Source organism: Micromonospora sp. WMMD737 (assembly GCF_049179055.1).
In the GTDB taxonomy this organism is placed as follows: Bacteria; Actinomycetota; Actinomycetes; order Mycobacteriales; family Micromonosporaceae; genus Micromonospora; species Micromonospora reichwaldensis.
Genome location: NZ_JBMHMH010000001.1, coordinates 1,907,067 through 1,928,727, shown reverse-complemented (window position 1 = coordinate 1,928,727; position 21,661 = coordinate 1,907,067). Strand labels below are relative to the sequence as shown.

Annotated in this window: 12 protein-coding genes; 3 read left to right on the top strand and 9 right to left on the bottom strand. The window is 75.7% G+C overall.

All coding sequences use genetic code 11. The features are described 5' to 3' along the window. Window positions 1–109: 109 nt before the first annotated feature. The 8 genes from ACN27A_RS07520 to ACN27A_RS07485 form a co-directional block, all read right to left on the bottom strand. Window positions 110–781, bottom strand: a complete 672-nt coding sequence (locus ACN27A_RS07520; RefSeq protein WP_421450695.1) for a hypothetical protein — start codon at window positions 779–781, stop codon at window positions 110–112. After that, window positions 778–4,071, bottom strand: coding sequence for a non-ribosomal peptide synthetase (locus ACN27A_RS07515; protein ID WP_421450693.1), 3,294 nt, complete (start codon window positions 4,069–4,071; stop codon window positions 778–780). Before ACN27A_RS07515 ends, ACN27A_RS07520 begins: the two co-directional genes overlap by 4 nt. 1 nt (window position 4,072) lies before the next feature. Continuing rightward, on the bottom strand, window positions 4,073–9,550 hold the full coding sequence (locus ACN27A_RS07510; protein WP_421450690.1) for a non-ribosomal peptide synthetase: 5,478 nt from the start codon (window positions 9,548–9,550) through the stop codon (window positions 4,073–4,075). Window positions 9,551–9,571: 21 nt separating this feature from the next. Beyond that, the gene (locus ACN27A_RS07505; RefSeq protein WP_421450687.1) at window positions 9,572–9,793 is read right to left on the bottom strand and encodes an MbtH family protein; all 222 of its coding nucleotides are present in this window, start codon (window positions 9,791–9,793) and stop codon (window positions 9,572–9,574) included. Window positions 9,794–9,863: 70 nt separating this feature from the next. Then, window positions 9,864–11,150 (bottom strand): MFS transporter, encoded by a 1,287-nt coding sequence (locus ACN27A_RS07500; RefSeq protein WP_421450684.1) that lies wholly within the window; start codon window positions 11,148–11,150, stop codon window positions 9,864–9,866. A 25-nt stretch (window positions 11,151–11,175) separates the two neighbouring features. After that, the gene (gene menC / locus ACN27A_RS07495; RefSeq protein WP_421450681.1) at window positions 11,176–12,306 is read right to left on the bottom strand and encodes an o-succinylbenzoate synthase; all 1,131 of its coding nucleotides are present in this window, start codon (window positions 12,304–12,306) and stop codon (window positions 11,176–11,178) included. A gap of 70 nt (window positions 12,307–12,376) precedes the next feature. Next, window positions 12,377–13,012, bottom strand: a complete 636-nt coding sequence (locus ACN27A_RS07490; protein WP_421450679.1) for a MurR/RpiR family transcriptional regulator — start codon at window positions 13,010–13,012, stop codon at window positions 12,377–12,379. A 3-nt stretch (window positions 13,013–13,015) separates the two neighbouring features. Then, window positions 13,016–13,714 carry a GNAT family N-acetyltransferase gene (locus ACN27A_RS07485; RefSeq protein WP_421450676.1) on the bottom strand — a complete coding sequence of 233 codons (699 nt, stop codon included), beginning with the start codon at window positions 13,712–13,714 and terminating at the stop codon, window positions 13,016–13,018. A 97-nt stretch (window positions 13,715–13,811) separates the two neighbouring features. Here ACN27A_RS07485 and ACN27A_RS07480 point away from each other — a divergent pair, with 97 nt between their 5' ends. Then, the gene (locus tag ACN27A_RS07480; protein ID WP_421450673.1) at window positions 13,812–14,954 is read left to right on the top strand and encodes a M20/M25/M40 family metallo-hydrolase; all 1,143 of its coding nucleotides are present in this window, start codon (window positions 13,812–13,814) and stop codon (window positions 14,952–14,954) included. 142 nt (window positions 14,955–15,096) lie between these two features. Here ACN27A_RS07480 and ACN27A_RS07475 read toward each other — a convergent pair whose 3' ends face one another. Continuing rightward, window positions 15,097–16,179 carry a hypothetical protein gene (locus tag ACN27A_RS07475; RefSeq protein WP_421450670.1) on the bottom strand — a complete coding sequence of 361 codons (1,083 nt, stop codon included), beginning with the start codon at window positions 16,177–16,179 and terminating at the stop codon, window positions 15,097–15,099. 336 nt (window positions 16,180–16,515) lie between these two features. Between ACN27A_RS07475 and ACN27A_RS07470 the strand changes: the two genes are divergently transcribed. Both ACN27A_RS07470 and ACN27A_RS07465 read left to right on the top strand, forming a co-directional pair. Then, the gene (locus tag ACN27A_RS07470; RefSeq protein WP_421450668.1) at window positions 16,516–17,046 is read left to right on the top strand and encodes an adenylate kinase; all 531 of its coding nucleotides are present in this window, start codon (window positions 16,516–16,518) and stop codon (window positions 17,044–17,046) included. A 243-nt stretch (window positions 17,047–17,289) separates the two neighbouring features. Beyond that, window positions 17,290–21,645, top strand: a complete 4,356-nt coding sequence (locus ACN27A_RS07465) for a S8 family serine peptidase (RefSeq protein WP_421450665.1) — start codon at window positions 17,290–17,292, stop codon at window positions 21,643–21,645. Window positions 21,646–21,661 lie beyond the last annotated feature (16 nt).

Below are 21,661 nucleotides of genomic sequence, written 5' to 3'. Positions count from 1 at the left end.
GACGGCCCGTCGCGCCACCTGACTGCGCCACCTGACATCGGCCGAAGTGGATCCACAGTAGACGACTCGACAGGCTGGGACCAGGGACCGACGGGCCGGTCCGGGGACCTCAATCCGACACGCGGCTCAGACTTTCGGCCAGCGCGTCGGCGAGCCGGCCGTACGCCGCCGCCAGCACGTGCGGGGCACCCGCCGCGCCGGCCCGGTTGGCCGCCGCCAGGGCGTACGCGCGTGCCAGGGCGGCCGGGTACGTCTCGGCGTACGCCGCCGCGTCGGCCATCGCCAGGGCGTCCGCCAGCGCGTCGGCGTTCGCGATGGCGTTGGCGTCGGCGAACGCCTCGGCGTTGGCCCCGGTGCTGAGGTCGGCGTAGTGCGCGGCGAACTCGACGACCTCGTCGGGGCCGTAGCCGTTGGCGCTCGCATAGACCTCGGCGTTGGCGTACGCGACCGCCCGGGCCTCGGCGTACGGGTAGGCGGCCCGGTACAGCTCGCGCAGGGCGGGCCGGAGCGCGTCGCGCCACTCGTCGGCCCCGACCCGGTCGCCGGCCAGCGCCCGTCGGTGCAGGTCACCCACCAGCCGGCCGGCGTCGCCGCCGGGCGTCGAGGCGAGCACGCGCGCCTGCCAGTCGTGCACCACCGGGAACGGCACCCGGCCGGCGAGCCGGTCGAGTTCCCCGTCGACCCGCCGCCGCCAGTCCGGCGGGGTGGCCGGGTCGTGGCCCTCGGCGAGCGCGGCGAGCACCGCCGCCAGCCAGGCCGGTGGCTCCGGCGGGCCGCTCATCCGTCCCACCTCGACGGCCCGTCCATGCCGGCGAGGAGGTCGTCGACGTCGTCGTCGGTCAGCGTGTCGAGGTAACCCGCGCCGTCGGGACCGGCCGGCGCGCCGGCCCCCGCCGGTGCGGCGCCGGCGGGTGTCGCGCGGGTTCCCGCCCCGGCGGCGGTGACCGCGGCGGCCAGCCCGGCCACGGTGGGATCGTCGAAGAGCGTCCGGACCGGCAGGTCGACCCCGTACGTCGTCCAGACCCGGGCCATCAGCTGGGTGGCCTTCACGGAGTGCCCGCCCAGGACGAAGAAGTTGTCGGCGACCCCGACCGGGCCGGGCAGGCCCAGCAGGTCGGCCACCAGTCCCGCCAGTTCCCGCTCCAGCGGGCTGCGCGGGGCGACGGGCGGCTCGCCGGAGCCGGCACCCCGGGCCGGCGGTGGCAGGGCGCGCAGGTCCAGCTTGCCGCGGGAGGTGCGGGGCACCTCGGGCAGCGCCACGAGGACCGCCGGCACCATGTGCGCGGGCAGGAACCGGCGCGCGTACCCGGGCAGGTCCGCCGGCGGGTCGGTCGCGGGCGGGTCGGTCACCACGTACCCGACCAGCCGTACGCCGTCGTGCGCCACGTCGGACACGGCCGTCACGACCGCGTCGCGGACCTGCGGGTGGCCGCGCAGCACCGCCTCGACCTCCGCCGTCTCGACCCGGAACCCCCGCACCTTCACCTGCCGGTCGGCCCGGCCCAGCGGCTCGATCCGCCCGCTCGGCAGCCAGCGGCCCAGGTCACCGCTGCGGTAGAGCCGGCCGCCGGGGGTGAACGGGTCGGGCACGAACCGCTCGGCGGTCCAGCCGGGCGCGTCGGCGTAGCCCCGGCCGACCCCCGCGCCGCCGATGCAGACCTCGCCGACCACGCCCGGCGGCACCGGCCGCAGCCACCGGTCCAGCACGTAGACCCGGCTGCCGGTGACGGCCGGGCCCAGGTCCGGCGGCGCCGACCCCGGCTCGACCTCGGCCCCGGTGGAGTAGACGGTCGTCTCGGTCGGACCGTAGAGGTTCCACAGGCGCGTGCCCGGCTCCGCGAGGGCGTCGGCGAGGGCCCGGGGCAGCGCCTCCCCGCCGCTGAGGCGCAGCCGCACCCCCGCCGGCACCCCGCCGGCCGCCACCAGCATCCGCCACGTCGTGGGGGTCGCCTGAAGCATCGTGGCCCCGGTCGTGGCGAGCAGCCGCCGCAGCCGGTTGCCGTCGATCACGTCGTCGTCGCCCGCGACCACCACCGGCGCACCGCACAGCAGCGGCAGGAGCAGGTCGAGCAGGGCGATGTCGAACGCGAACGGGCTCACCGAGAGGACCCGGTCGGCCGGCCCCAACGGGACCATCTCGCGGAACGCGTGCAGCAGGTGCGCCACCGCGCCCTGGGTGACGGTGACCGCCTTCGGCCGGCCGGTCGACCCCGAGGTGAACAGCACGTACGCCGCCGCCGTCGCCGGCACCGCACACGGCGGCGCCACCGGTCGCGCCTCCGCGCCGGTGGGCTCCGGCCCGGCCAGGTCCAGCAGGGTCACCGACGCGGCCAGCTCGGCCAGCAGCGGTGCCGGGACGCCGCCGCTGTCCGTGACGACCACCCGCACCCCGGCGTCGGCGAGCATCCCGCGCAGCCGCCCCGGCGGGTGGGTCGGATCGAGCGGCAGGTACGCCGCCCCGACCCACCAGACGCCCAGCAGCGCCGGGAGCGGACGCGCTCCCCGGGGCAGGACGATGCCCACGGTCTCCTGGACCCGTACGCCGAGCCCGCGCAGCCCGGTGGCGATCCGGCCCGCGAACCCGCGCACCTCGGCGCCGGTCAGGGTCGCGTCGTCGCCCACGATCACCACCCGGTCGCCGGCGTCGACGTCGGTCACGAGCGCCGCCGCGGTGCACTCCGGCGGCGGGAGGGACCCGGAGCGGGCCGCCGGCCACACCCGGGTGACGAGGTCCGCCGTCGCGGGGGAGAGCAGGTCCACGTCGCAGACGCGGGTCTGCGGGGCGGTCGCCAGCGCGGCCAGGATCGCGCCCAGGGCGTCGGCCAACCGGCCCGCGCCGTCCGTAGTGAAGAGGTCGGTCAGGTAGCGCAGGCGCACCGTCAGCTCGTCCGGGCCGGCGACGGCGGCCAGCTCCAGCTCGAACTTGCCGGTGCCGGTGGGCACCAGCTCCGGCCGCCAGCGCAGCGCCCCCCGCTCCAGCGTCGGCAGGGCCTCCTCGACGGTGCACATCACCTGCACCAGCGGCGCCCGCGTCGGCTGCCGCTGCGGCCGGCACAGCTCGACCACCCGCGTGAACGGCAGGTCCTGGTGGGCCTGGGCGCGTGCGGTGGCGGCGTGCAGCCGGTCGAGCAGCTCGGCGAGCGTCGGGTCGCCGTGCAGGGTCGCCCGGATCGCGACGGTGTTGGCGAAGAGGCCCAGCATCGGCTCGGTCTCGATCCGGGTGCGCCCGGCCACGGGCACGCCGACGAGCACGTCGTCCGCGCCGCCGAGCCGGGACAGCAGGGCCGCGTACGCGGTCAGCAGGACGGTGAAGAGGGTGCTGCCCCGCGCCCCGGCCAGGCGGCGCAGCGCCCCGGCCAGCTCCCCGTCGACCGGCACCGCGACCTCGGCGGCGGCCGGCGACAGCCGGTCGGGGTACGGGTGGTCGACCGGGAGCGGCACCTCCGGCGGCGCACCGGCCAGCTCGGCCGGCCAGAATCGTTCCGCTTCGGCGTGGCCGCCCGCGTCGTCGTGCTCCCGCTCCCAGAGGGCGAAGTCCGCGTACTGCAGGGGCGGCTCGACGGAGCCGGGCGGGCGGCCGGCGCGCAGCGCCTCGTAGTCGGCGGAGAGCTCGTCGAGGAGCAGCCGCAACGACCAGCCGTCGACGATCGCGTGGTGCGCCACCAGCGCCAGGACGTGCCGCTGCGGGGCGAGCCGCAGCAGCCTGACCCGGGTCAGGGGGTCACGTTCCAGCGGCAGGGGGGTGCGGGCGTGCTCCCGCAGCGCGGCCCGGGCCGCGGCCTCCCGGTCCGCCTCGGGCAGCTCGTCCAGGGCCACGATCTCGATGGCGGTCGCGGGGGCGTCGTCGTCGATCACCTGGATAGGCCGCCCGCCGTTGGCCCGGAACCGGGTGCGCAGGATCTCGTGCCGGGCGACCGCCGCCGCCCAGGCCCCGTCGAGCGCGGTGGTGTCCAACGGGCCGTCCAGCCACACCGCCCAGCCGACGTGGTAGGTCGGCTGGCCCGGGTCGAGCTGGTCGAGCAGCCACATCCGGCGTTGCGCCGCCGACGCCGGAAACTCGAACACGGCCATCTCAGCGCACCCGCCCGTCGACCGCGACGACCCGCAGTTCGGCGGTGTACCGGCCGTCGGGCCCGGTCAGCCAGAGCTGGTCCGGCGCCGGCAGCATCTCCACCACGGCGACCGTGGCGTCGTCGCCGCCGTGCCGGCGGGCCCGGCGGACCGACCGGGACACCAGGTCGACCGAGGCGAGGCCGGTCAGGTCGGCGTGCACCGGCTTCCGCTCGCCCGCGCAGCGCAGGAACACGTGCCGCGGCAGGCCGTGCTCGCCGGCCCAGGCCCGCGCCTGCCGGAACCGCAGCGCCTCGTCGCGGGTGTCGGCGAAGGCGAGGTCGGCGGCGGCGAAGGTCCACGACTCGCGGCTGACCACGAGGGAGTCGATGGTGATCCGGGGCTGGTGCGCCGCCGGGGGCAGGACGCGGAAGAGCTGGGACAGCCCGGCGCCGACCACGTCGCCGAGGACGTGCATCAGGTCCACGTCGAAGCGCCCGTCGCGCGACCGTACCCGCAGCCCGCCGGCCACCTCGACCAGGTCGCACTCGCCGACGCGCAGGCTGCGGCGCGGGTCGTGCCCGAACGAGTCGTGCGCGAACACCAACCGGACGTCGTCGGGCCCGGCCAGCGCGTTGCTCTGCCTGGTCGGCACGCCGCCCTCCTGACCGGTCTCGGCGGGATAGACCGCACCGGCGCCCACGTCGCGGGCCAGCGCGGCGCGCAGCGCGTCCGCCTCCGGGTGGTAGGCCACCCAGGTGGCGTACCGCAGCGTGTTGACGCCCGGGTGCAGCTCGCCCAGGACCCACTCGTCGCCGGCCCGCATCAGGTCCGGGCTGTGCTGCCGCGCGGTCGGCCAGCCGGGCCGCCCCGGCGGGAAGGCGGCGGCCACCGCCGGAGCCAGCTCCGCCGCCGTGAGCCGGATCCGTCGCCGGTCCGGCGGCAGCGCCAGCACGTCGGCCCAGCGCCGGTGCAGCGCGGCGGTCAGCAGGTCGGTCAGCCGTCGCGGCGGATGGAACAGCGCCTCACCGGCCAGCAGCCAGAAGTCGGCCAGCGGCACCACGTCGGTGCCCAGCTCGGCGGCTCGGCGGCGGTAGATCTCCGCGCAGAGGCGGCGGTAGAGCGCCGCGCCGGCGGCGGTGAACCAGCGTGCGCTCTCCAGCACCAGGCCGAGCGCGTCGCGGATCCCGTCGAGGCTAGCCTCGCCGACGCCGACCGAGCCGGCCCGCAGGCACTCCTCGTAGACGGGGGTGCGCCCGGCGTACATCGTGCCGGCGCGCCGGGTGGCCGGGACGCCGGCCAGCCGGGTGAAGGTGGCCTCCAGGCCGGCCATCGCACCGGTCAACCGCTCCGGGTCGCCGGCCGCCGAGGCGAGCGCGTCCCGGGCGGCGACAAGCTCGGCCAGGGCGGCGAGCGCGGGTGCGCGCACGGCCTCGTCGGTGACCCGGGCCAGCCGGGCCCGCATGGTCCGCTCCGGCCGGGTGTCGTGCGGCGCCACCTCCGGCTGCCAGGCGATCCGGTGGGCCCCGGCCAGCGTCTCCAGCACCTCGTGCACCTCCCGCGTCGAGCGCAGTCCCGAACCCGGCTCGGCCAGCACGGCCCCGGCGACCTCGTGCGCGTCGCGGACCCCGTCGCAGGCGCGCAGCACCGCCGCCTCGGCGTCGGTCAGCGCCACCGGCGGGGCGAGCGGCACCCGCAGCGTCGTCCCGGCCAGCTCCAGGAAGGGCATGAGCCGGGGTACGAGCCACGGGCGCAGCCGTTGCGCGTACGGGGCCAGCACGGCGGCGACCGCCCACCCCTCCAGGTAGACGGTCCGCCCGGCGAGTAGCGCCGGTGGGTCCGCGGGGTCGACCCGCACGCCGCCGCCCGGCTCGATCCGCGCCCAGCCGACCGGCCCGAAGAACCCGATGGTGTCGTTCTTGGCGCAGTAGCGCTGGAGGTAGCTGGTGACCAGCGCCTCGTGCTGGCGGTGCTTGGTGTTGCGGGTCGGGCTGTCCGGGCCCCGGCGCAGCAGCGCGTCGACGCCGGTGCGCAGCGCGTGCGGGTTCTGCCAGGCCACCGCCTCGCGGAAGCGGGGGTGGGCCGCCACCGCGTGCAGCGCGACCGCGAGTCGGCCGACGGCCTCCGGGTACGCCGCCGCGTACGCCGCCTCGGCGGCGGCGACGCCGGCCGGGTCCCCGTCGGACCGGGCCGCCACCACCCGGTCGGCGGCGGCGGCGAGTTCCGCGTCGCCGAGCGGGGCCAGCAGGTCGACCGGGAGGCCCGCGCCCCGCAGGCAGACGGTCCGCCACAACGCCCACCCGTCGGTCAGCCGGGCCAGGTGCGCCGGCAGGTCCCGTCCGCTGCGGTGCGGCACCCGGTCCCGGCGGCGCAGCGCCGGCCCGGCCTGTCCCCGGTGGCCGGGCGCCGATCCGGTCGCCGCGTCGATCGCCGCCGCCGTCGCGGCCAGGGTCGGCGCCCGGTAGAACGGACCCACGCCCAGCTCCACGCCGAACGCCTCGCGGATGCGGAACATCAGCCGGGTGGCGGTCAGCGAGTTGCCGCCGAGGGCGAAGAAGCTGCTCTCCCGCCCGATGCGCGCGGGCGGGCGCCCGCCGGGCAGCAGCCGGGACCAGAGTTCGGCGAGCCGGTGCTCGGTCGGCGAGGCGGGCCCGGCGACGTCGGGATCCTCGTCGGCGGGGTCGGGTGCCGGCAGCGCCGCCCGGTCGACCTTCCCGTACGCGGTCAGCGGCAGCCGGTCGAGGACGGCGTACGCGGCCGGCACCAGGTGGGCCGGCAGCCGGGCGGCGACGTGCTCGCGCAGGCCCGCCGGGGTCGGCGCCGCCGGGCCGGCCGGTGTGACGTAGCCGACCAGGTGCCGCTCCGGCCCGTCGCCCCGTACGCCCACCGCCGCCGAGGCGACCTGCGGGTGGGTCCGGAGCACCGCCTCCACCTCGCCCGGCTCGACCCGGAATCCCCGGATCTTCACCTGGTCGTCGCGGCGGCCGAGGAACTCCAGCACCCCGTCCGCGCGCCAGCGCACGACGTCCCCGGTGCGGTAGAGGCGCTCGCCGGGCGCCTGCGGGTCCGGCACGAACGCCCGGGCGGTGGCCGCCGGGTCGCCGAGGTAGCCGCGGGCAAGCCCGTCGCCGCCGGTGTAAAGCTCGCCGGCGACCCCGACCGGCACCGGCCGCCCGCTGCCGTCGAGCACGTGGACGGTGGTCTGCGGCACGGGACGGCCGACCGGCACCGGGTCGCCGACCGGCCCGGCGCCGCTCATCAGGTGGCAACTGGTCATCGTCGTGTTCTCCGTCGGCCCGTACGCGTTGACCAGCGGAAGCCCGCCGCGCGCGGCGAGCGCGGCGCGGACCGCGCCCGGGTCGGCCACGTCGCCGCCGGTGAGCAGCTGCCGGACCTCCGCGAGGGACGTGACGTCCTCCTCGGCGAGCTGCCGGAAGAGCCCGGCGGTGAGGAAGGCGACGGTGACCCCGCCGTCGCGGATCAGCGCGGTCAGCCGGGTGAGGTCCATCGGGTCCGGGGGCGCGACCACCGCCGTGGCGCCGGTGAGCAGCGCGCCCCATATCTCCCAGGTGGACGCGTCGAACGCGGTCGGGGCGAACTGGAGCACCCGCTCGCCGGGGCCGAGGGTGGCGAAGTCCGGGTCGGTCACCAGCCGCACCACGCCCCGGTGGGTGATCCCGACCCGCTTGGGCGCGCCGGTCGAGCCGGAGGTGTGCAGGACGGCGGCAAGTTGCGACGGGTGGATCCGCCCCGGCGGCGGGCCGGCCGGCGCCGGCTTCCCGGCGGGCGCGTCGACGTCCAGCACCCGGACCGGGCCCAGGTCCGGCAGGTCGGCGGCGGTCGCGGCGGTGGTCAGCAGCAGGCGGGTGCCGCTGGCCGCGAGGAGATCCGCGATCCGGGCGGGTGGGGCGGACGCGTCCACGGGAAGGTAGGCGCCGCCGGCCTTGAGCACGCCCAGCAGGGCCCGGATCAGCGGTTCGCCCCGGGGGAGCAGCACGGCGACGGGGGTCTCGCCGGCGACCCCGTGCCGGCGCAGCGTCCAGGCCAGCCGGTCCGCCGCCCGGTCCAGCTCCGCGTAGGAGGCGGTGCGGTCGCCGACCACCAGCGCGGTGGCGGCCGGGTCGTCGGCCACGCGGGCCGCGAAGACCTCGGGGACGGAGGCGTCGCGGGGGTAGGGCCGCCGGGTGGCGTTCCAGGCGGCGCGCAGCGGCGCCTCCTCGGCGGCGCCGAGATCCAGGTCGGCCAGGCGGGCGTCCGGCCGCTGCGCCAACTCCAGCACGGTGCGGTGCAACTGCGCGAGGATCCGCCGCGCCGAGGCGTCCAGCAGCCTGGTGCCGTCCCACGTCACGCCCAGGCGCAGCTCCGGCTCGTCGAAGGCGTGCACCGTCAGCGGATAGCCGGGCATCCGGTGTACGCGGGCCGAGCGCCGGGCCGCCTCCGGGCCGCCCTCGGCCAGGGCGGTGGACAGCCGCTGGCGCTCGAACACGACCAGGCTGTCCAGCAGCGGCGTGTCGGGCGCCAGTCCCGCCTGGTCGAGGATGGTGTGCAGCGGCGTGAGCTGGTGCTCGCGGATCCGCCGGATCCGGACCGCCACGTCGGCGAGGAGCCGCCGCACCGTCCACTCCGGATCGAGCCGGATCCGCAGCGGCACCGTGTTGAGCAGCAGTCCGACGATCCGGTCGGCGTCCGGGACGCTGTCGTACCGGCAGGATCTCGTGACCGCGAAGGTGACGTCGTCGACCCCGCCGTAGCCGCCGCGCAGCAGCGCCCAGGCCACGTGGACCACGGCGCTGACGCCGACGCCCACTCCGGCTGCGGCGGCGCGGAGCCGGTCGGAGTCCGTCCGGGTGACGACGACCTCGTGCGAGGCGGGCACGCCCCGCGCGCCGGGATCCGCGTCGAGGCGGCCCGGGAGCGCCCGCGGCATCGGGGCGCCCGCGAGGTAGCCCTTCCAGAACGCGTCGCCGGTGCTCGGGTCGCGCGTGCCCCACCAGTGCACGAAGTCCGCGAACGGCGGCGGGGGCGGCGGGTCCGGCACCCGGCCGGCCCGGCGCGCGGCGTAGTCGGCGAGGACCTCGTCGAGCAGCATCCGGGTGGAGCGGCCGTCGAGGATCGCGTGGTGGAAGGTGACGACGACCTGCTGGTCGCTCAGCGCGGTGACCCGGAGCAGGGGCGCCCGGCCCACGTCGAAGGGCTCGTACCGGTCGGTGGCGAGGAAATCGTCGAGCGTCGTCTCCCGCCACCGCAGGTCCGGCGCCACGGTGGACCGGACGACCTGGGCCACGCCGTGGTCGCCGTCGATCTCGAAGGCCGTACGCAGCACCGCGTGCCGCCGGGTCGCGGCCTGCCAGGCGGCGCCGAACGCGTCCCGGTCCGGCGGGCCGTCCCACCTGATCGTGACCTGCTGGACGTCCACCCCGCCGGCAGGCTGCCGGAGCGTCTGCAGCACCATCCCGCGTTGCACGGCGAGGGCCGGATACCGCTGGCAACTGTCGCTCATGCGCCCTCGTCCGGTGCGGCGTCAGCCGGTCGGGGCGTGCTCGTCCATCCAACGCCGCAACGACGCGGGCCGCATGTCCGTCCACACCTCGTCGATGTGGGCGAGGCACTCGGCGCGTGTCCCGGTGGTGCCCTCGCGCCGCCAGCCGGCGGGCACCTCCCGGTCGTCCCACCAGATCGAGAACTGTTCCTCGTCGTTGACGACCACGGCGTACGTCCGGGTGTCGTCGTCCTCAGCGCTCATCGGACCCCCTTCGCCGGGAAGGATTTCAGCCGCGTCGATTCCGTGTCAAGGATCGGTCGATCTTCCGACGTCACGCGGAGGTGGGCTCGGGATCCTTTGTGGATGGTGGCGGCGGCGCGTCGGCGCCGGCGCCGGTCCGCGGCGTTCGGGCGACCCAACCGACGGCCGGGCCGGCGGCCAGCGCGCAACCCACGAAGATCGCCGCGACGACCCACCAGCCCCAGCCGCCGGTCTGGATCGCGAGGAGGGTCAGGCCGACCGGCGCGAAGACGTCCGCCGCCGAGCTGATCGTCTGCGCCGTGCCGAGGTACACCCCGCGCGACGCGGCCGGCGGCACGTCGGTCTGGAAGAACCAGAGCGCCGCCGAGAACCACAGCTCGGTGGTGGTCACCAGCACCACGACGCCGAGGAGCGCGACGACGGTCCACCAGCCGCCGGTCCGACCCGCGAACGCGGCCAGCGGGCAGGCGAGCGCGGTGACCAGGGCGCCCCGGCGGATCAGGCGGGCCGCGCCGGGGAGCGAGTCGGCGCCGCGCGCCGCCGGCACCTGCAACGTGATCACCAGCACCGTGTTGAGGGCCAGCATCGCGCCGAGCAGCGGCTTGGGGGCGTCGGTGTGGGTGATCGCCCAGAGCGGCAGGATCTCGACGAGGATCACCGAGTGGAACATCATGACGGCGAGGAGCACGGCGCTCGTCGCGTAGGGCAGGTCCTTCAGCACCGCCCACCGCGAGGCGGTGGCCGTCCGCTCGTGCCGCACGATCGGCGCGGCCGGGAGCCGGGTCACGAGGGCGGCGTTGAGCAGTGACAACGCGGAGTTGAGCAGCACCATGGCGACGAGCGCGGCGGCGGAGTCGAACGCCAGCGCCGCCGCGCCGAGACCGGTGCCGACGGTGAATCCGGCGTTGAGGTACGAGCGGGCGTACGCCATCGTCCGCACCCGGTCCCCGGCCGGCATGGCGGCGGCGGTGTAGATGGTGCGCCCGGCGTTGGCGAACGAGTCGGTGACGGCGGCCACCACCATCAGCACCGCGAAGCCCGCGAACGACGTCACGAGCGGGTAGGCGGCGAACGTCAGCGCCGAGCCGAGCGCGCCGAGGGCCCAGGACCGCTGCCCGCCGATCCGGTCGGCGAGCGCGCCCAGCGGCAGCGAGGTGGCCACCCCGGCGAGGCCCGCGATCGAGAATCCGATCCCGATCTGCACCGGGCTGAGCCCGAGGACCTCGGTGAAGAACACGATGCTGCCGGTGAGGAACGTGCCGCTGCCGACGGCGACCATGGCGGACTGGTACGCGATGGCCCGGGGCAGCCCGGGCGGTGGCAGGAGCCGGGACACGGCGAATCGGTGACCGTCCATGGTGCCGGTCAGGCTACCCGGCCCGTCACGCCGCCGGGTCCGCGCGCAGCACGAGCCGGTCGGTGGTCCTCTCCCCGATGTACGTCAGGTCGGCGTCCCACCCGAGGCCGGGCACGGTGGGCACCTCGACCAGCCCGTCGGCGCTCACGATCGGGCGGGTGGTGACGTCACGGGCGTAGTACTTGTCGGAGCCGGAGACGTCCGAGGGGAGCGTGAAGCCGGCGAGCGCGCTCAGCGCGACGTTGGCGGCCCGGCCGATCCCGAACTCGTGCATCCCGCCGCACCACACTCCGACGCCGTGCTCGCGTGCGAGGTCGTGCGCCCGTACGGCGTGGGTCAGCCCACCCATCCGTGAGACCTTGACGTTGAGCACGCGTACGGCGCCCAGGCGCAGCGCGGTGACGAGGTCGTCCAGCTCCTCGACGGACTCGTCGAGGCAGACGGGCGTGGCGATGCGTTCCTGCAGGGCGGCGTGCGCGACGAGTGCGCGCGGCGCGAACGGCTGCTCGATCATCAGCAGGCCCAGGCCGTCGAGTTCGGCCAGGACGGCCCGGTGTTCCGGGGTGTCCTCGTAGGCGCCGTTGGCGTCGACGTGCACCGGCACGTGCGGATGCGCCGCGCGTACGGCCCGCACCGGGTCGACGTCCCAGCCGGGCGCGATCTTGAGCTTGATCCTGCGGTAGCCCTCGTCGACGCGCAGCCGCACCTGCGCGAGAAGGTCGTCGACGGTGCGTTCGATCCCCAGCGACACCCCCGCCTCGACGCTGCCGCGCGTGCCGCCCAGCGCGTGCGCGAGGGAGATGCCCTCGGCGGCCGACCACAGGGCCCAGGCGGCGATGTCGAAGCCGGCGCGGGCGAAGTGGTTGCCCCGGACCCGGCCGAGCGTCGCGGCCAGGTCCGCCGGGTGCTCCCAGTCGGTACGCAGGACCAGCGGCGCGAGGTGGTCGCGGGCGACGGCCCAGCAGCTCTCGACGGTCTCGGCGCAGTAGAACGGGCCGCTCGGTGACGCGATCTCGCCCCACCCGACGGCGCCGTCGGTGTCGGTGAGCGCGACCAGGATGTGCTCCAGCTCCCGTTTGGCGTGGGAGCTGGTCTGGAACCGGTGCACGAGCGGCAGTCGTACCCGGCGCAGCTCCACCGCCTCGATCCGCCTCACGCCGTCACCTCGCCGTGCCGGCGGTCCCCGGCCGGCTCGTGGGCGGCCCCTCCGCCTCGCCTGCGGTCGGTCACGGTTCCTCCTGGTAGAGATCGAGTTCGGCGGCGAGGGCGTCGCGCTCGCGCAGGCGGCGGCCGGCCCCCTTCGAGCTGGCGATGGTCAGGGTGGCGAGCAGGTGCAGGGCGAGCACCACGGAGGTGGGGGAGTTCGCGTAGGAGGCGCTGTCGGTGCCGATGACGATGCGGACGGCGGCGGTCTCGGCCAGCGGCGCGTCCTCGGCGTCGGTGACGAGGACCAGCTGGCCGCCGTGGCGGACGTAGGCGGAGGCGACGTCGATGGTCTCGCGCCGGTAGCGCGCCATGCAGACGGCCACGAGCAGGTCGCCCTGGCGGATGTCGCTGAGCACGTCGAGGGGCCGCAGCGCCGCGCCGTCGACGAGGTGGACGCCGGAGAGCCCGGCGCTGAGGTCGGCGGCGAGCAGGGAGGCGAAGCCGAGCGACTTGCCGTGGCCGAGCAGGTACCGCCGGCGGGCCGACACGATGAGCGCCGCGGCCCGCTCGATGGCGTCCTGCTCGGCGGCCCACGCCAGCGCCTTGGCGAACTCGCTGCGTTGCTGCTCCAGGACCCGCTGCTTGAGCACCTGCGCTGACCTGCGCTGCACGTTACGGTCGAAGCGCTCCGCAGGGGTCGATCTCTTCGTGGTCATGCCTCAATCCTGTGCGAACAGGTAGCTGACGCGGCCGGGGGTGTCCGCCCGTCGCGCGACGCCGACGAGCCGCCCGCCCGCGGCGAACCGGCCGGCCAGCTCCAGGCGCAGCCGCGCCCGGTCGTCGGGCCCCCGTGCGGCGGTGCGGTCGTCGGCGGGCGAGTCGACGGCCGCGTGCCCGTGCCCCGGCGCCCAGGTGCTGCCCCCGGGACGGTCGAGGTCCCACCGGACCAGGACCCGGTCGCTGTCGCCGTCGTCGTAGAAGTCGGGCAGGAAACGGATCCCGACGGCGCCCAGGACGTTCAGGTTGAAGTGGACGTTGCGCAGCGCGTACGGGTCGAAGGTCCACCGCATCGTGTGCACGCCCGCGCGTCGTGCGGCCTCGGCCTGGGCGTGCTTGAGCAGGCGGCCGACGCCGCGCCCCTGCGCCCGCGCGTCGACGACGGCCGCCTGCGAGTAGTGGTAGAGCTCGCCGTGCTCGACGCCGGTGAAGCCGTAGCAGAAGCCGACGAGGGAGCCGTCCTCGTCGAACGCGCCGACCGCGGTCCCCGCGTTCTCGCGCAGCGCGGCCAGGAGGCGGGGGCTGACGGCGTGTTCGAGGCCCTCGTAACCGAAGACGCTCCGGTAGAGCGCCGAGGCCGCCGTCCACTCGGCGAGCCCGGCGAGGTCACGCGCCACGATGCCTTGCGTGTCAGCGGTCATCAGCCACTCCCTTGCAACGATAGCGATCGTATGTTGTCCATGCTGCCGTTGATCGCACCCGTTGACAAGGCGTTCGAGTGAAACATACGGTCCACATATGTCGCCCTCAGGATCCAGCGCCGCGCTCGACGCGCTGCACCGCTACACGCTGCACGAGTCGCCGACCGGTGACCGGCGGGCGCTGGCCGCGCTGGCCGACGTGCTCGACGCCGACGCCGTTCGCGCCGGCTTCGACACCGCCCGGGAGCCGCACCCGAGCGGCGACCATCTGGTCTGGACCCTCCCGGCGCGAGGGGTCCCGGGCGACCCGGTGCTGCTGCTGACCCACTACGACACCGTCTGGCCGGTCGGCACGCTGTCCGGCATGCCGTGGTCCGTCGAGGGGGACGTGGTCCGCGGTCCGGGCGTCTACGACACCAAGGCCGGGATCGTCGCCCTGCTCACGGCGGCGGCACGCGTCGAGCGGCAGGGCGCCCCGCACCCCGAGATCAGGGTCCTCGTCGTCGCCGACGAGGAGATCGGCTCGCCCACGGCCACCGGGCTGGTCAAGGCCGAGGCGGCCCGCGCCCGCGCGGTGCTCGGCCTGGAACCGCCGCACCCCGGCGGCGACCTCAAGACCGGCCGGCGCGGCAGCACCCGGGTCCGCATCGAGGTCACCGGGGTCGAGGCGCACGCCGCGCTCGACCCGGACGCCGGCGTCAACGCCATCGACGAGCTCGTCGACCAGCTCGTGCGGCTCCGCGCACTCGTGCGGGGCCGGCCGGTCCTGCTCAACACCGGCACCATCGCCGGCGGAGGGCGGACCAACGTGGTGGCCGGCGCGGCCCACGTCGAGCTGGGACTGCGCTTCACCGACCCGGCCGACGAGGACGCCGTCCTCGCCGGCCTGCGGTCGCTGCGCCCGGTGCGCGACCGTGCCCGGCTCGACGCCCGGCTGCTCTCGCACCGGCCCACCTGGCGGCCGGACGAGGCGGGGGCGCACCTGCTCGACCGGATCGTGGACGTCGCCGCAGGCGTCGGTCAACGCCTCGCCGGTCGGCCGGCGGACGGCGCCGCCGACACCAACACGACGGGTGCCCTCGGGCGCCCCACCGTCGACGGGCTCGCCCCGCCCGGGGGCGGCGCCCACGCGCGGCAGGAGTGGGTCTCGGCCGCCGGCATCGACGCGCGCGGCGACCTGCTGGCAGCGCTGTTCACCGGCCTCCACACCGCGGCGGCGTCCCTTGAGGGCGGCGCCTGACCCGGGCGCGCGCCCCCGGCAGCCGGGACGGCTGACGCGACCCGACCCGCCGCGCGCAGGTCAGCGCGGTCCGGCGTACCGCGTGGCGGGACCTGGCACGCCGCGCGCCGGATCGGCGCGACCCGGTGTACCGCGTCGCGGGTCAGCGCGGTCCGGCGCGCCGCGTGCGGATCAGCGCGACCAGTCCCACGGCGATCAGCGCCAGTCCGAGCGCTCCGGCCGCCAGGAGGTAGGTCCCCACGGCGCCGGCGCGGCCGGTCCCGTCGTCGGCGGCGCGGGCCGTCGGCCCGGACGTGGTGGGCGGCGCGGAGGAAGGAACGGCCGCCGGCAGCGGGTAGCGCCGGACCACGGGCAGCGTCCCCGGCGGCTGGTCGGCGGTCTCGGACACGGTGAGCAGGGAACGCCCGTCGCGGCTGTAGGTGACCGACTCGCCCTGCGGTTCGTCCGGCAGCGCGACGATCCGTGGCGTTCCGCCGGTCAACGCGGTGACCACGTCGCCGTCGGTCACGTCGAACTCGTACGCGTCCGCGTAGGTGCGCAGGACGATCCGGCGCCCGTCCGGTGCGGTGGCGGCGCCGGTGACCGCCGTGCGACCGAGCGCCCCGAACGGGTTGCTCGTCGTGGAGGCCGGCAGCCGGACCTGTCCCACCTTCACCAGCGGTGTCGTCGCACCCGGACGCAAGGCGGCGCTCGGGGCGTACAGGTTGGCCGAGTACTTGGAGACGACCACCGGCCGGTCGTCGCCGGTGACGAGCAGGGCCTCCGCGTCGTGCGGGCCGTCGGGGTAGGCCATGCGGTACAGGACCGGCCGGTCGGCTCCCGGCGGCAGCTTCCACACCGCGATCGTCTGCCGGGACCGGTCGTTGTCCCCGATGTCGGCCACCCAGACCGTGCCGTCGGCCCCGACGGCGAGGTCCTCGGTGTCGCGCGGCCGCGACGGATAGGACACGGACCGCACCACGGCGCACCGGTCGTCCAGGAAGAAGATGCGGCGGCGGGCCTCGTCGTCCGCGCCGTCGTTGATCATGACGAAGCCGCCGTCCGTCGCGGCCATGCCGGAGATCTCGCTCAGCCGGCCGCCACGCACCTCGCACACCGGCGTCCCGGGGACCGCAGCGGGTGTCGGGTCGGCCACGGCCGCACCGGGGGCCGTCGCGACGGCGAGGACGACGACCGTCCCCGCCGCGACCCGCAGCCTCCGGGTCCGGTTGCCTCGTCGCCTCACCAGCAGTCCCTTCAGTGCCGGTCCGCCCCCGTCCGGCCGACCGGCGCGGTTCGCGGACCGGCGGTCCACCCCTGCCGGCCCAGGCGCCCCGCCGGGCGTCGTGACCGGCTGTCGTCCGCCCGGCTCCGGTGCGTCGCCGGCCCCCACGTGGGCGGCGTCCGGGCGCGTGACCAGGGGGTGAGTGTATGGCCCGGGGGCGCGGCCCCGGTCACGGCCCGCCGTGGCGGCGACCCGGCCCGCCGCCGTCGCCGCGACCGGAACGATCGCGCCGCCGTCCGCCCGCGCCCGCCCGGACGGGGCGGCACGGGGCCGACACCGGCGGCGTACGCTGCCGCGATGACCGCACCGGCCCGCATCCTCGTCTACGGGGTGTACGGCGCAGGCAAGTCCACGCTGGCGGGGCGGCTGGCCGAGCTGCTCGGGTCACCGTGGCACCCCGTCGACGACCTGCTGTGGCAGCCGGGCTGGGTGGAGGTGCCGGTCGCGGAGCAGCGCAGCCGGATCGAGGCGGTCTGCCGCCGCGACCGCTGGATCCTCGACGGGGCGTACCACGGGTGGCGCGACGTGGTGCTGGCGCGCGCCGACCTGGTCGTCGGCCTGGACTATCCACGCTGGCTCTCCTTCTGGCGGCTGCTGCGGCGTACCGTCCGCCGGCTGGTCAGCGGCGAGGAGATCTGCAACGGCAACCGCGAGTCGCTGCGCAGCGTGCTGTCCCGGGAGTCGATCCTGGTGTGGCACGTCACCGCGTTCGGCCGGGCCCGCCGGCGGATGCGCGCCTGGCAGGCCGATCCGGCCGGGCCGCCGGTGCTGCTGTTCCGCTCCCCGGCGGCGCTGGAGCGCTGGCTGTCCGAACTCACCCGACGATGAGGACCCATTCCGGCGAGCCCGGCACGACCGTCGGAACCGGCCCACGGGTGGGGGAATCCGGTCGATCGTGGCCTCGACGCCGCTGGCCCGGTGCGGCGCACCGATCAACGGACACCATTGCCTCGGTCTCGATGATCACCTAGGTTTCACACGATCGCACCCAGCCGCACCGAGCACTCCCCGGCTCCGGCCAGGCAGCGAGACAGCACCGATCGCGCCGCTGAAGTGACTTAGGAGCTCACCGTGGCACAGCACCCCTCCCGAAGAGCGATCCCCTTCCGCCGGCGAACACCGGCCCGTCTGGTCGCGGCGGTGGCGGCGGGCACCATGCTGCTCGCCGCGGCCCCCGTGTCCGCTGCCGCGGCGCCCTCCCGCGCGCCGCTGTCGGCCACCCGGCAGGCACCCGAGGGGCCGCCCCGTCCGGCGTCCGGACTGCCGCAGCCCAAGAGCGGGCTCTGGCTGGTGCAGTTGGACAAGCCGTCGTTGGTGGCCGCCACCCGGGGCACCGGGGCGCGCGCCGGCGGGATCGACGCCCGGTCCGCGGCCAGCACCCCCTACGCCAGGGAGCTGGCGCAGCGGCAGGACACCGTGGTCGACGAGATGGAGGCCGTCCTGGGGCGCTCCGTGCGGGTCGCCCACACCTACCGGAACGTGGTCAACGGACTGGCGGTGGCGCTCAGCGCGGACGAGGCGGCGCAGCTGTCCGGCCTGCCGGGGGTCAGGGCGGTCGTGCCCGACGAGATCCTGGAGCTGACGACCGACACCAGCAACGCGCTGATCCAGTCGCCCGCGGTGTGGGAGGGCCGGACGGCGGAGAACGTCGGGACCCGTGGCGAGGGCGCCATCGTCGGGATCCTGGACTCCGGCATCAACCCCGACCACCCGTCGTTCGCGGCCGTGGACGGTGACGGCTACCGGCACACCAACCCGTACGGCGCGGGCAGGTACGTAGGCGTCTGCGCCCCGAGCCACCCCCAGCACAAGGCGATCTGCAACGACAAGCTGATCGGCGCCTGGTCGATGGTCGGCACCGACGCCCGGGACGACAACGGCCACGGCAGCCACACCGCCTCGACCGCCGCCGGCAACCGGCACGAGGCCACCATGACCGTCGGCACGAGCACACACAAGCTCACCGTCTCCGGGGTCGCGCCGCGGGCCAACGTCATCTCCTACAAGGTCTGCATGGCGCTCGGCTGCCTCTCCTCGGCGACGATCGCGGCGGTGGACCAGGCGATCGCCGACGGCGTGGACGTCCTCAACTACTCGATCTCCGGTCGCGACGACCCCTGGAAGGACCTCGTCGACCAGGCGTTCCTGGAGGCGTACTCGGCCGGCATCTTCGTCGCCGCCTCCGCCGGCAACAGCGGCCCGGGCCCCAGCACCGTCGCGAAGACCGCGCCGTGGAACATGTCCGTCGCCGCGGTCAGCCACGAGCGGGTCATCGCCCACCGGCTCGACGTGACCGGCCCGACGCCCGTCCCGGCCGCGCTCACCGGCATCGCCGCCGTGATCGGGGAAGGCTCGCCGAACCCGCCCATCGAGGGTGCGATCCGGTACTCCGGCGCCGTCGACGCGGGCAACGTGCAGGCCTGCCTTCCGTTCCCGGCCGCGGCGTTCAGCGGCAGGGTCGCCCTGCTGCCCCGGGGCGGCTGCGACTTCTCCGTGAAGGTCAAGAACGCCACCGCCGCCGGCGCGACCGGCGTGGTCGTGCACAACCAGTACAGTGGCCCGCCGATCACGATGGGCGCGCTCGCCGGGACCGCCATCCCCGCCGTGATGGTCTCCCTCGCCGACGGGCAGCGGCTGCGCGAGCACGCGGCGGCCACCGACGGCCCCGTCACCGTGCGCGTCGACCCCGGCAGCGAGGTGCTGCGCGACGGCGACTGGACCGACGTCGTGGCCGACTTCAGCTCGCGCGGTCCCAGCAAGTTCGACATGCTCGCGCCCACCGTGGCCGCCCCGGGCCGCAACATCCTCGCCGCCACCATGGCGACGAAGGACAACCCGGCCCCGTACGCCTTCATGCAGGGCACGTCCATGTCGTCGCCGCACGTCGCCGGTGCCGGCGCGCTGCTGGCGGCGCTGCACCCCGACTGGTCGCCGACGCGGATCCGCTCCGCGCTGGCGGTCACCGCGGACCGCGACGGGGTCGTCAAGGAGGACGGCCGCACGCCGGCCGACGCGTTCGACATGGGCTCCGGCCGGATCAACCTGGCCCAAGCCGCCCGGACCGGCATCGTGCTCGACGAGACCGCCGCGAACTTCGTCGCGGCCAACCCCGACGCCGGTGGCGACCCGCAGACGCTGAACCTGCCGGCCGTGGTCGAGCACCACTGCCTCAAGGTCTGCACCTTCACCCGGACGGTGTCCAGCGTGGCCAAGGTGGCCGCGACCTACCAGGTCACGCCGCAGGCCCCGGTCGGCGCGCGGATCACGGTCGCGCCGACGCAGTTCACCCTGGCGCCCGGCGCCAGCCAGGAGCTGACCATCACCCTGGACGTCACCGGGACCGCCCGCAAGAACTGGCTCTTCGGCGCGATCGACCTGACCACCGACGCCCGGCACGCGCCGGACGGGCAGCCGATCGCCCAGGCGCACTTCCCGGTCGCCGTCCTTCCCGCGGCCCCGGACCTGACCGTGGACAAGACCGCGCTCAGCTCCAGCATGGACGTGGCGCAGAACGAGACCCACACGGTCAAGGTGGGCAACGCCGGCGGCGCCGAACTCACCTGGCGGGCGACTGGCGACGGCGACGACTGCGACTGGCCGACCTGGGTGAAGGTGACGCCGGCGCAGGGCACGCTGGGTGCGTTCAAGAGCCAGGACATCGAGATCACCCTCGACTCGACCGGCCTGGACGACGGCGGCGTGTTCACGGCGAACCTGTGCCTGGCCAGCAACGACCAGGACCAGCCGACGACGACGATCGCGCTGGAACTGACGGTGGTGCCGGTACCGAAGATCGAGGTGGCGCCCAAGTCGATCTCTGCGCGGCAGCCGGCCGGGCTGGTCACCAGCCAGAAGTTCGCGGTACGCAACGCCGGGCACGGCGTGCTGGACTGGCGGCTGGACGACCCGGACGCCGGGCCGGACGACGAGCGGATCCGGCTCCTGCGTGACGGTGTCCTGCTGATCCCGAACTCGGCAAGCGCCACCCGTGGGGTGATGGCGTTCGATCCGCAGACCGGAAAGCAGATCGACCCGCAGTTCATCCCGCACGTCAAGTTCGACCCGACCAGCAACCTCTACACGCCGTTCCAGGTCATCGCCAAGCCGGACGGCAGCGGCTTCCTCATGTCCGACCAGGTCAATTCGGTGATCACCGAGCACGCCCTGGACGGCAGCTTCCGGCGGGTCTTCGCGCCCGCCGGCGGCGTGGACGACCCGAAGATCATGACCAACACCCGGGGCATCGCGCTCTCGCCGCGCGGCACCGTGCTGGTGACGGTCGCCTCCCAGACCAACGCCAACTCGGTCGTCGAGTTCGACGCCGACGGCAAGTACCTGGGCACGTTCGTCGCGCCGGGGACCGACGGGCTGAAGGGACCGTGGGGCATCCTTTTCCGCGGCGACGACATGCTCGTCTCGGCCAGCGACAGCGACGCCATCCACAGCTTCAAGAAGGACGGCTCCGCCGCGAACGCCCGCTTCTTCGAGGGGCTGAGCTGGCCCGGTCAGCTCGCGGAGATGCCGAACGGCAACGTGCTCGCGGCGAGCTGGGGCAGCGGCTCCGCCCCCGGGGTCTGGGAGATGGACCGCGACGGCAAGCTGATCGGCGTCTACACGCCTCCCGGTGGCAGCGGTTACCAGGGCGTCCACCCGCTCGGTAACGGCAACATCCTGACCACCAGCTCCAAGGGGGTCCACGAGATCGACCGCTCGGGCCGCCTGGTCGAGGTCGAGAACGACAAGGGCGCGGCCCGGTTCATCACCCACGTCCGGCTGCCCGACCTGCAGCCGTGCGTCACGCCCGACGAGGTGCCGTGGCTGACGGCGTCGCGGACGTCGGCCGGCACCGGGGCAGGCAGGTCCACCGAGGTGACGCTCTCGATGGACAGCACCGGCCTGGCCGCCGGTACGTACCGGGCCCAGCTCTGCGTCACCAGCGACGATCCGTCGAACCGGCTGTCGACGCTGCCCGTGACGCTCGAGGTCACCGACCAGACCTGCGCCCAGGTCGTCAGCGGTGAGCGTCGGGGTCCGCTGCCGGTCAACGGTGGGGTGACCTGCCTCGCGCCGGGCGCCACGGTGTTCGGGCCGGTCAACGTCGCGAAGGGCGCGGGCCTGATCGCGCTCGGCGCCAGCGTCAGCGGCCCGGTGACCGCCACCGGGGCCACGGTGGTGCAGCTGACGGGCAGCACGGTCGACGGCCCGCTGTCGGTCACCGGCGTCACCGGTTCGGTGCTGATCGCCGGGACGCGGGTGACCGGTCCGGTCAGCGTGGTCGACAGCCGCACCGGCGGCACGCCGGTCGTGGTGTCGGGCAACCGGATCGACGGGCCGCTGCGGTGCGTCGGCAACCAGCCGCCACCGGTGGACAACGGGGTGGCCAACACGGTCAGCGGCCCGACGTCCGGCCAGTGCCGCGGGTGGTGAGCGGACCGTCCCACCC

What these genes read in the sequence shown, in the direction of transcription:
- ACN27A_RS07520 (WP_421450695.1), bottom strand. Translation starts at nt 781, where the DNA reads ATGAGCGGCCCGCCGGAGCCACCGGCCTGGCTGGCGGCGGTGCTCGCC.
- ACN27A_RS07515 (WP_421450693.1), bottom strand. Translation starts at nt 4,071, where the DNA reads ATGGCCGTGTTCGAGTTTCCGGCGTCGGCGGCGCAACGCCGGATGTGG.
- ACN27A_RS07510 (WP_421450690.1), bottom strand. Translation starts at nt 9,550, where the DNA reads ATGAGCGACAGTTGCCAGCGGTATCCGGCCCTCGCCGTGCAACGCGGG.
- ACN27A_RS07505 (WP_421450687.1), bottom strand. Translation starts at nt 9,793, where the DNA reads ATGAGCGCTGAGGACGACGACACCCGGACGTACGCCGTGGTCGTCAAC.
- ACN27A_RS07500 (WP_421450684.1), bottom strand. Translation starts at nt 11,150, where the DNA reads ATGGACGGTCACCGATTCGCCGTGTCCCGGCTCCTGCCACCGCCCGGG.
- ACN27A_RS07490 (WP_421450679.1), bottom strand. Translation starts at nt 13,012, where the DNA reads ATGACCACGAAGAGATCGACCCCTGCGGAGCGCTTCGACCGTAACGTG.
- ACN27A_RS07485 (WP_421450676.1), bottom strand. Translation starts at nt 13,714, where the DNA reads ATGACCGCTGACACGCAAGGCATCGTGGCGCGTGACCTCGCCGGGCTC.
- ACN27A_RS07480 (WP_421450673.1), top strand. Translation starts at nt 13,812, where the DNA reads ATGTCGCCCTCAGGATCCAGCGCCGCGCTCGACGCGCTGCACCGCTAC.
- ACN27A_RS07470 (WP_421450668.1), top strand. Translation starts at nt 16,516, where the DNA reads ATGACCGCACCGGCCCGCATCCTCGTCTACGGGGTGTACGGCGCAGGC.